The organism is Staphylococcus pseudoxylosus, assembly GCF_003697915.1.
Classification (GTDB): Bacteria; Bacillota; Bacilli; order Staphylococcales; family Staphylococcaceae; genus Staphylococcus; species Staphylococcus pseudoxylosus.
In genome coordinates this window covers 62,488-72,757 of the sequence record NZ_RCVN01000015.1, presented here as the reverse complement: position 1 = coordinate 72,757, position 10,270 = coordinate 62,488, and the positions used below count along the sequence as shown (strand labels likewise).

Below are 10,270 nucleotides of genomic sequence, written 5' to 3'. Positions count from 1 at the left end.
AATATGATTTTGATGGTTGGTATGGTTATCAATGTTATGATTACGCTAATGCAGGTTGGGCTCAATTATTCCCTGGTACATCTTTACAAGGCAATTACGCTAAAGATATTCATACAGATAATCAAGCGTTAATAAAGGATAGAGCGAAAGTTTATAAAAATACATTATATTTTTTTAGCTTTACCTGGCGACATGGTTATTTTCCCTTACACGTATGGAGATGGTGCTGGTCATGTAGGATTTGTAGTATCAGCAGATTTAAATCAACTAACGATTGTCGAACAAAACTGGTTAGGTGGCGGTTGGACAGAAGGCCCAGAACAAGGCGGTACAGGTTGGGAAACAGTAGCACAACGACTGCACCCCTATGACCCTAATATGTATTTTGTGCGTGCTAATTTTAAAGCACCAGAAAAGATTACGTGGAATTGGTCAGGACGTTTTACAGCTAATACAACGATTAAAGTAAGACGTAGCGCTGGTTTAAAAGGAGAAATTGTTGATAGTGGTTCATGGATTTACGCGAATAAATGGGTCGACTTTGTAAGCATAACTAAAAAGGATGGTTATTGGTGGATTAAATTTAAATATCCAACAAATCCAAGCGCTGGGTATTTCTATTTAGCTGTATGTAAGATTACTGATAAAGACGAGAAAATAAAGAACGAAAAATATTGGGGAACAATCACTTGGAAGTAGAATTAACAACCAAATAGTTTGATTAATATTTAACTTAATTCTTTTATTTATATAGTATAATTACAGCCGCCCTAAAGGACGGTTTTTTTAATTTTTTAATGGATACGATTACATTATATATATTGATTTAATGTTAATTTTATATTAACCTAATATTAGACATAGTTTTATAGTTTTCTATCTATTTTGGGGTAAGCATTTACAGTTGCTTACCCCTTTTTTATTATTGTAATAAATATAATAATTTGATAACATGAAATTACTTTACTTTGTGTGGGAAACCGAATCCGAAAAGGCACCTCTTTACAAGGGTGTCTTTTTTTGATATATTGTCGAATAACTATTGAAGAAGGATATAGTTTCAATAGGGATATTATTTTTACATAACTACCACCCTTAAAGGTGGTAGTTTTTATTTACTTATACAACTTTGTGAGGTATTATTTATTAACACGCCTTAGGGCGTAAAGGAATTATGATGGGTCTTTTTCTTGCTCGCTCTTTGGCGTGTAGGAGAACGCAACTCCTTATAATCCTATGGCACCTCTTTACAGGGGTGTCTTTTTTATGATATAAATTATTTAAGCAATGTATTATTGCTAACCATTAAAATATACCTTACTAAAAGAAGTGGATACGTTGTCCCGTGTCTGCTTTTTATATTTATTACTTGTAGATTATAGAATATTCTGATAATATAAACATAGCCTTTCAAATATACTTTTCAATTCAAATCATTTTTAATAGTAATGATACCACTCTTCGGAGTGGTTTTTTATTTATCGTATTAAGTTGTGAATATACACGATTATTAGCTATGTTATATAGAAGTTACAAATATTACTATTAGATTAAGTTTGATCTTCTTGCGTACATTTTATTTATGTGCTAAATTAATGTCAATAACCAATAGGTTATAAAATATATATATAATATATAGTACAGCCACCTTTATAGGTGGCCTTTTTTATGTTGGTTAATTTTAAATAAAAGTATATAATAATAACAGACGTATCAATCGTCTATATTAAGGAATCATCTTATGCGGCAGGCACTTATGTGTCTGTGTTTTAAATTATATGCTAGAATATATCTGTAGGTTGTCCCCTTGATAACCTATTATCTAAAAAGTTTACTCCATTACCACCCATAGGGGTGGTTTTTATTGAAAACAATTATATCTTTTGATAAATTAAAAATAGGCTCCTAACGGAGTCTCCGTATCCTAATAAATCGACACTTTTATGCTCACTTATATTAGTGGGCATTTTCTATGTTTATTAAATAATCATAAGGGTATTTTATATCTATAACTCTTTTGCTAGATTAGTTATTGTATTCCATAAGTTAAAGGCAGTCGTTAATTCGGCTGTCTTTTTGTGTTTATTAACATTTTAAGTGGGTATTTAGTTAACAGATTCTCCTTAATAGTATTCATATTGATTGTATGATTACTCTGCTAATAGTTGATGCCATCCAGCTACCTACTGGGTGGCTGTTTTTAATTTTCAATATATAATAAATGCTAGTATATAAATTAGGTTGAAATTAAAAATAATCTAGTATATGTATTATTACAAAAGGGTAGGCACTTATGTGCTTGCCCTATTTTTTATGTTAAAATTTATTGAAAAGGATGATTGCTTATAATTGAATATGAATATTTTCATTTGGATTCCGAAAATCGTAAGAACGAAAAATTTTTAGAAATTCTTCATCCCGATTTTTAAGAATTTGGTCAATCGGGTAAGAAATTTAAAAAAGAAGATTTTTGTAATATTGATTTAGATTCTAATATTTATGAAATTGAGGATTTTGTTGTTGTTGATTTGTCTATTCAAACTAAGTTATGTAAATATATTTTATTAGATAAAACTTCTAATTCTAAAAGTGCTAGAAGTTCAATATGGGTTTTTATGAAAAAGATTGGAAATTATTTTTTCATCAAGGTACAAAAATATATTGTGATTAGAACACGCATTTATGCCGAGAAAATTTATTGATTTTAAGGGTTCCGAGGCTCAACGTCATTAAAGCAATTGGAATAAAGCAAAATTTAGTTATGATAATATTTTTAAAAAGGAGTTAAGAACATGCTTAAAAATGTTGGTCTTTATTTGTTTTTAATCTCGGGAAGTTTGCATTCATTAGCTACTTTTTATTGGGCATTTGATGGTGGGTTAGGTTTAGAAACAGTAGGATATTGGACAATAGAGTTTAAACAAAATTACGGTGTAAAATTTTTAATAATACTATTTTTTGTAGGTTTATTAAAATTAACTGCTACTTGGACCCCAATCATATTGCTTTTTAAAGAAAATAAACTAATAAATATAATGTCTTATATAGGTGGTAGTTTTTTAATTGTTTATGGGGGGGTGAACTCAATAAGTGGATGGTTAAAAATATTAGGTATTATTCCCTTTGATTTTAAGTTAAGTATTATAGGGCAAGCATTTATTTGGGACCCTTTATTTTTATTATGGGGGCTTGGGTTATTAAATTTTTTAAAGTCTAACAGATGAACTCAATAATAATCTTCTATTAGACTTTGTAATAAATTAATTTCTTCTTTGGAAATGATAAGTATATTAGAGGATATTGGAGGAATTGGCTTTTACTTTAGATTTTAGAAACAAGTTTCTTCTTGCCTTGATACATATTACGCCACCTACACATTTCACTGGGTGGTTATTTTTTGAAATTTAAAAAATACTTTCTATATGATTCTTTAGTTTCTCAAGAGACACAATGTAAAATGTTTTATTTGTATAAATTATAAATCCCTCTTTAATACATTCATTGATAGCGCGATTGACGCTTCTTATTGAAGAAGATACTTCAGTTACTAAAATTTGTTTGGTTAGTTGATCTAATTTATCTAATTTATAATGATTGAATATGCTGAAAAGTGTACGGTCTTTCACTGTTAACAAAGCTAGTTTTGTAACATTTTCTGAACTATTACTTAACTTTAAGGAAAGTTGTTCAAATAAAAATAAAGTGAAGTTCACATCTGTTTTTATCCATTCATAAAATATATTCTTACTAATGACTAAGATTTTACAATGTTTTTTTGCAATAATGTCATATTTAAAAACATTATCATTTAAGATTTCTAATTCGCCAAAAAAACTAAAATCATTATAAATATATAGTGAAACAATAGCTCCTTCAAAATTTTGTTTATAAACTTCTGCACTTCCTGAAAGTAATATATATAAAGAATCATTTTGCTCACTTGAATTAATAATAATATTTCCTTCTGGATATTCTTTATATATAAAATGTTTTTTAACGCAATTAGGTGCATCCTCTATAATTTTCTCAAGTCTCATGATTATCTCTTCCTTTTTGGTCATTTGTCCTATACTGATTATATTTAAAATCATATAATTATTTCAAATAAAAATTGGAGGGATTTTATAATGAGAAAATTAATTATTGATACGGATACTGGCAGCGATGATGCAGTTGCATTAATTATGGCACTCAAGTCATCTAATATTAAAGTGGAAGCTATTACAACTGTTTGTGGTAATGTTCCTGTTGAATTAGCTACAAATAATGCTTTAATGACTGTAGAAATTACTAACGCCCAAAAGCCACCAGTTTATGTAGGATCTGCCAAGCCTCTTATGCGTAATTTGGTAACGGCGGTGGGTGTTCATGGTGAAGATGGAATGGGAGACTGTGATTTAATACACCCTAGATTATCACCCGAAACTGGGCATGCAGTAGATGCAATACTTGAATTAGTTAATAATAATCCAAATGAAATTGAAATTGTAACTATAGGCCCTGCTACTAATATAGCTTTAGCAATTTTAAAAGAGCCCGAGACTATGAAAAAAGTAAAACATATATATACTATGGGAACTGCAGGATTCGGAAGAGGAAATACTACACCAGTTGCTGAGTTTAATGTATATGTAGATGCAGAAGCATATAAAGTAATGATTAATGCAGGAATAAAGGTTAGTATAATAGGCTTTGATGTTTGTCTAGGAGAGGCAGCATTATATAAAGAGGATCTGGATTATTTATTACAAAGTAAGAAAGAGGAAGCTATTTTTTCCGTTAATTGTAATAAATCGTTAATAGAATATAATCTAAAACGAATAAATCAACATATGGTTGATTTGCCAGATGCCGTTGCAATGGGAGTCGTTTTATGGAATGAAATTATGATTGAAAGTATATTATGTTATTGCCATGTGTGTGTAAATGAGGAGGAAACATATGGTCAAGTAATTATAGATGACAATCAACATTTAGCTATACCTAGTAAAAATAAAGATAAACTATTAAACGCTACTGTATGTAAAAAGATAAATAATCAACTTTTTAAGGAAAAACTATTGAATTTATTAACAAAATAAATTAAAGAGGGATAAAAATGAAAATATTAAATTTTGGTTCATTAAATATCGACAGAGTATATAAGCTTCCTCATTTAGTTGAAAACGGTGAAACTTTATCTTCTTCGAGTTTTCAAAAGTATGCTGGAGGTAAAGGACTTAATCAATCCATCGCCTTATCTCGTGCAGGTTCCAATGTTTATCATGCCGGTAAAATAGGTGAAGATGGAGATTTTTTAATTCAAAGCTTAGTGTCAGATAATATTAATGTTGACGCTATAAATAAAACTAAAGGAATAACCGGCCACGCTATTATTCAAGTAGATGCAAAGGGTAATAATTCCATTTTTTATATGGAGGAGAGAATCAGACAATAACTACTAGCTTTATTAAAGAAGTATTTGAAAATTTCAACTCAGGTGATCTATTAGTTCTTCAAAACGAAATTAGTCATTTAGATTATATAATTGATTTAGCTTCTAAAAAACAGTTAATGATTGCGCTTAATCCGTCTCCTATGAACGAAAATATAGAAGGGATAGATTTAAATAAAGTGGATTTTTTATTTTTAAATGAAATAGAAGGTAGAATACTTAGTGGAGAAAAAGAAACTCACAAAATACTCAAGAAACTAATTTCATATTATCCTGATTTAAAAATTATTATTACATTAGGTGTAAACGGAGCTGTATACAAAGATAAAAATCAAGAATATCGTCAACGTGCGATTAATACAAAAGTTATAGATACAACAGGAGCAGGTGATACTTTTTTAGGTTATTTTCTAAGTATGTTTTTTCAAAAATAACTGTGGAAGAATCTCTTTTAATCGCATCTAAAGCATCTTCTTTATCAATATCTAAAAAAGGTGGATCTTCATCCATACCTAAAATTGATAGTATTTTAACGTGAAATAAAAGTTTAACCAATTAAAAAAGACTGTTTTAGATACTACAGAAAAATTATACGAATACGCAAAAGCCCACCTAAATGAATAGGTGGGTGTTTTTCTGCACCCACTTTTATAAAACAATGATTTTGGGTGCAGAAATGGGTGCAAGAATATAAAATGTGGTAAAACTCTATACGCTAAAAGCATTTATATCAAGGGGTTTAGCGGTCGTACAAGATATAAAAAATTCGAACAATTACTACAGAACTCAAGTTTCTGAATGGGAAAGAGAACAATATATCAAACAATACTAGGTGCTAAACAAAGGGGTTAAACACTAGGTATATAAGCAACTCGAGTCATTATAATAGGATGATTTCGGGTTGCTTTTTTTGCACTCATTTATATTATGTTGAGTGCTTGGGAGCAGAATGGGTGCAATGTATGAAAGTAAAATTTGTTAAAAGTTATTTTTCACTTTTGGCAAATTAGTAGTCATTACAACATGAACTTATACTTCTTCGAAAGTGTAAATATACATACTACACTTAATGTATTTGAATAAAATTGCTATTCATTTGATTAAGTATTATTTAGTTAAGCTTTTAATTTTTAGTTTTTAAAAAATAATGGTATAGTATTAATGAATTGAGATTAATTCATTAATATGAGAATAATTTATTTAATTAAAAGGAGTGATTGGAATGGTAAAACCATTATATGAAGTTACTGTTATTAGCAATGGTGGTCGAGATGGTAAAGTATTTAGTGAAGACAATACTTTTTATCAAGATTTAGCTGTCCCGAAAGAAATGGGAGGAAACGGTGTTACTGAATCAAATCCAGAACAATTATTTGCAGCTGGCTATAGCTCATGTTTCAACAATGCACTTATGCACATTTTAAAAAGCGATGGTAAAGGGTCAATTGAACCAGAAGTACGTGCAACAGCTTATTTATTACCGGATAAAACAGATGGTGGCGTTAAATTGGCTGCTGAATTAGATGTAACAGTTAAAGATCTTAGTCAAGAAGATGCAGAATCGTATGTAGAAAAAGCACATAATTATTGTCCATATTCAAAGGCATTAAAAGAAACAATAGATATTGAAATCAATGTAAGTGTTAATTAAAAAAACAAATCTCCATTAATGACACACTAATGGAGGTTTGTTTTTTTAACATAGTGCGTAAATAAAGTTGAAAAGTTAATTTTATTTAGGGCTTTCCCTAATATATGTTATTGACTTAATAATGCTAAACTATATATAGAACTCCCTAATTCGAAAGTAGATTATCAAAAGCCATTTTAATCTAAGGCACTCCCTAAAATAACCACTTTAGTCATATTAAAGTGTACACATTTAGGGAGTGTATTTTTGTTTGACTCATGTAGACTGTTTTGAATACGGTATATGAATCATTTTTAGTAGTAATTTTATAAATGGGTATATATATAATAGAATAAGGTTAAAGGGTGATTGCTTGAACCGTAATCATCGATGAGGGGGGCTTTTATATTGTATATTCCTAAATATTATGAAATGAAAGATTATCAAAATGTAAAAGATTTTATAACGGCTAATAATTTTGCAACTATTGTCACTAATCATGAATCAACGCCTACTGCAACACATTTACCACTTAACATTGAGGAAAAGGAAAATAGTTTATATTTATCAGGTCATTTTGCAAAAGCTAATAAACAATGGCAAACAATAGACGGAAATGACAAAATATTAATTATTTTTTCAGGGGCGCATGGCTATATATCTTCAACGTGGTATGAAACTGAGGATGTTCCAACGTGGGACTATCAAAGTGTTCATGCATATGGTACAGGAGAGTTATTAAATGAAGCGCAATTGAAAAAAGAGTTAAGTATGTTACTAAATAGATATGAAAGTAATCATATAAATGGTGCGACGTGAGAAAACTTATCAGAAAAAACAAAGCAACAAGTAAATGGAATAATTGGATTTAAAGTAAAAGTAGATAAATTAGAAGCTGCATATAAATTAAGCCAAAATCGTAGTGAAAAGGAAAAGGAGAATATTATGAAACACCTTAAGCAAACTGGAGCGCCTTTAAATTCACAGTTAGCTGATGCAATCAAAGATCAACAGTGATTAAAAAACGATTGGACGAACGAAAGCGTATGTAGTTTTATAAATAAAAGAATAAATGTTGGATAACAATTTCAAAAGGTTTAAATAATAATCAATTTTTTGAAAAATGAAATTGATCGAGACGGGCAACAAAAAAGATTGAAATAACACAGTTTAAATTACTGGGCTATTCCAATCAAATAGCTTTAGTTTACATATAAGCTACTAACCAAATATTGCGTGCGAAAATGGTATCAAATATAAAATAAATAAAGTAAGACATACTGCAAAATAGATAATAAACGCACGCACTTCTTTTGTTTTAAAGAAAATAATCACCTCAATCATACTTAGTGAACTTTAATTTTAAAATAAGCTACAAGTCGCGTCAATATAGAGTTGAATTAAGAGTGAATAATTTTATTGAATAGTGTGCATTTATGTTTTATTGTTTGAATGTCATTTGCCTAAATAGTATGATATAGGCAATATAAAATTAAATTTCTAAAGGGGATGGCAATATGCAAGAAGTTAAATTATCTACATTAAAGGCAACATCGTTAAAAGAATTAGAGTCAAGCATTAATGCTTATTTACAAGATGATGATGTTGCTGGTTATAAATTATTGAACTCTACAGTGCGAGAAATTGAAGAACGTACTTTTTCAGCGAATGAACAAGAATTTCATGCAATTCTAACTTTTATAAAAGAACGTTAATATTTAGGGGACTGGGACATAAATCCCAGCAAAAAAGCACTCAGGTGATTTAATTCAATTCGTCTGAGTGCTTTTTGTATTCAATACTTCGTATCGCTGGCTCTTTTTCATAGGGGTTAGCTTCAGCCTGTAGTCTTCAGCTTGTCCTATTCCCTTAAGAGTCTCGCCCAAATACGTTGTATTCATATATCATTTTATATTAAAATGCTTTTAAAAAATAAGAGACTTACGTATTTTTTTAATAAACACTTTTTATTTTATCAAGATTAGCAACTAGGTATTTATGACCATAAATAATATATAAATCAAAGTGAGTCGTAAGTAGTATAATTTAGGTATTACTTCTTTAATATTAAATATAGTTTTGAATTTAAAGCAATCAAATGCAATCGATATATTTTATATTTGAATAGTCGAGTTGGATTTATAAAAATTGATTACTATATAGGTGAAAGGTGATGGAAATGATTATAAACCAATTAAATCAATCTATAGATTATATAGATAATAACTTAACAAATGAGTTGAACTTGTCTGATATCGCAAATTATATTGGTATGCCTGAACAACATTACAGAAATTTATTTATATTCTTATCTGAGATGAGTTTGTCAGAATATATCAAAAAGAGAAAATTATATTTTGCCAATAAAGATTTACTAAATAAGTATTCAGTTACAACAGTAGCTACAAAATATGGCTATTCCATTGATGGATTTACAAGAGCGTTTAAAGCTTGGAGTGGTTACTTACCATCGCAAGTTTATGAACATCAAATTTTAATATCATTTCCTAAACTTTCATTTTCTATTAATACCAAAGGAGGAATAAACATGAAAACAAGAATCGTAGAGCAACCTGAATTTAATATTGTCGGTGTTCAAAAACGAGTACCTATGCAATTTGAAGGAGTTAATGACGAAATTGTAGCATTGGCAAAAAGCATTACAAATTCACAAAAAGAAGAAATGCATCAATTACAAAATATAGAACCTAAAGAAATCGTAAACGTGTCATATGATGCTGATGAATCATTTACAAAAGAGCAAGGTGAATTGACACATATGATTGGTGTTCTAACTACTGAAAGTAACCCTAGTGAGCAATTAGAAATCTTAAACTTTAAAGCAAGTAAATGGGTTGTTTTTGAAAATGAAGGCGAGTATCCAAACGTTTTACAGGATACTTACGCTAAAATTTACTCTGAGTGGTTACCTAATTCAGAATATGAATTATCTGATTTGCCAATGTTTTCATTTACTAATTTTAAAGATAATGAACAAGACGTTGCTTACAGTGAGATTTGGGTAGCTATAAATAATTATTAGTCTAATTATTTAAATTTCCTAATTTGTAGTTTCGATAAGTAGTCTAATAGACAACTAAATCATAAAGAAAGGATAGCTGATCTCATAATATATGAGGTTAGCTATTTTTAATAACAATATTTTTATTATGTAAACCTAATTGAGATGAATTTAAATCATGACA

At 29.1% G+C, this 10,270-nt stretch carries 9 protein-coding genes and 1 pseudogene; 9 read left to right on the top strand and 1 reads right to left on the bottom strand.

The genetic code is table 11. From position 1 onward, the window contains the following. Positions 1-192 precede the first annotated feature (192 nt). A complete protein-coding gene (locus D9V42_RS12765) occupies positions 193-699 on the top strand; it encodes a hypothetical protein (RefSeq protein WP_244204786.1) in 507 nt (168 codons plus the stop codon). A gap of 2,093 nt (positions 700-2,792) precedes the next feature. Beyond that, a complete protein-coding gene (locus tag D9V42_RS12755) occupies positions 2,793-3,224 on the top strand; it encodes a DUF3995 domain-containing protein (protein ID WP_122065257.1) in 432 nt (143 codons plus the stop codon). A 180-nt stretch (positions 3,225-3,404) separates the two neighbouring features. Here the strand turns inward: D9V42_RS12755 and D9V42_RS12750 are convergent, their stop codons facing one another. Then, positions 3,405-4,037, bottom strand: a complete 633-nt coding sequence (locus tag D9V42_RS12750; protein WP_107556406.1) for a Crp/Fnr family transcriptional regulator — start codon at positions 4,035-4,037, stop codon at positions 3,405-3,407. 90 nt (positions 4,038-4,127) lie between these two features. On the opposite strand from D9V42_RS12750, the gene D9V42_RS12745 reads away from it, so the two are divergent. The 7 genes and pseudogenes from D9V42_RS12745 to D9V42_RS12720 all read left to right on the top strand — a co-directional run bounded on the left by D9V42_RS12745 (position 4,128) and on the right by D9V42_RS12720 (position 10,107). Then, positions 4,128-5,081, top strand: coding sequence for a nucleoside hydrolase (locus tag D9V42_RS12745; protein ID WP_122065255.1), 954 nt, complete (start codon positions 4,128-4,130; stop codon positions 5,079-5,081). A gap of 17 nt (positions 5,082-5,098) precedes the next feature. Beyond that, complete coding sequence (locus tag D9V42_RS15600) at positions 5,099-5,437, top strand: PfkB family carbohydrate kinase (protein WP_267921030.1); 339 nt, start codon at positions 5,099-5,101, stop codon at positions 5,435-5,437. After that, entirely contained in the window at positions 5,434-5,868 is a 435-nt protein-coding gene (locus D9V42_RS15595; RefSeq protein WP_325167793.1) for a PfkB family carbohydrate kinase, read from the top strand. Before D9V42_RS15600 ends, D9V42_RS15595 begins: the two co-directional genes overlap by 4 nt. Before the next feature lie 788 nt (positions 5,869-6,656). Then, positions 6,657-7,085, top strand: coding sequence for an organic hydroperoxide resistance protein (locus D9V42_RS12735; RefSeq protein WP_107530902.1), 429 nt, complete (start codon positions 6,657-6,659; stop codon positions 7,083-7,085). Positions 7,086-7,472: 387 nt separating this feature from the next. Beyond that, positions 7,473-8,081: pseudogene (locus D9V42_RS12730) on the top strand (FMN-binding negative transcriptional regulator). A gap of 500 nt (positions 8,082-8,581) precedes the next feature. Next, a complete protein-coding gene (locus D9V42_RS12725; RefSeq protein ID WP_107530901.1) occupies positions 8,582-8,779 on the top strand; it encodes a hypothetical protein in 198 nt (65 codons plus the stop codon). Positions 8,780-9,237: 458 nt separating this feature from the next. Beyond that, positions 9,238-10,107, top strand: a complete 870-nt coding sequence (locus tag D9V42_RS12720; RefSeq protein ID WP_318756129.1) for an AraC family transcriptional regulator — start codon at positions 9,238-9,240, stop codon at positions 10,105-10,107. Positions 10,108-10,270 lie beyond the last annotated feature (163 nt).